The organism is Vibrio sp. S234-5 (assembly GCF_000960595.1).
Classification (GTDB): domain Bacteria; phylum Pseudomonadota; class Gammaproteobacteria; order Enterobacterales; family Vibrionaceae; genus Vibrio.
The window spans coordinates 1-427 of record NZ_JZAM01000348.1 but is presented as its reverse complement, the minus strand read 5'-3'; the positions used below and the strand labels follow the sequence as shown (position 1 = coordinate 427).

Genomic DNA, 427 nt, shown 5'->3' with positions numbered 1-427 from the left:
TGGTGATGGTTGGCCAGTGCCATGCGAATCGCTTCATCAGCTAATTGGAAAGCACGTTGTACGCCATTTTCTTCACCGATAAAGATATCGTAGCCAAAATGTCCCCCCCCACCTGAGCCACCACGCGCCCTGTGATCGCAATTACCTGCAAGTACGCTCATCGCCAATCTGACCACCTGCATCCAACCGCCCGCTATTTTCCAATAATCCAGTGCTAGCCTTGCAGACTCTAACATCCTCGCTTTCTGCTCGTCAGTACGCTCTGAGAGCTCTTCATACTGACAAGCCAAGTTGTTTGCGGTGATTGCGATCGAACGCGCTAGCACCTCTTCTGCATCGTGTGGTGTCATTCCTAATGCGGCTTTCGCCATCCATTGACTTGCTGGTTCAAGCTGAGTAAGAGCAGAAAGTTCGTTCGCAATAAGAG

General features: G+C 50.8%; 1 pseudogene. It reads right to left on the bottom strand.

What is annotated here, in order from left to right:
- A pseudogene (locus UF06_RS18960) lies at window positions 1-427 on the bottom strand (hypothetical protein); the annotation flags it as partial.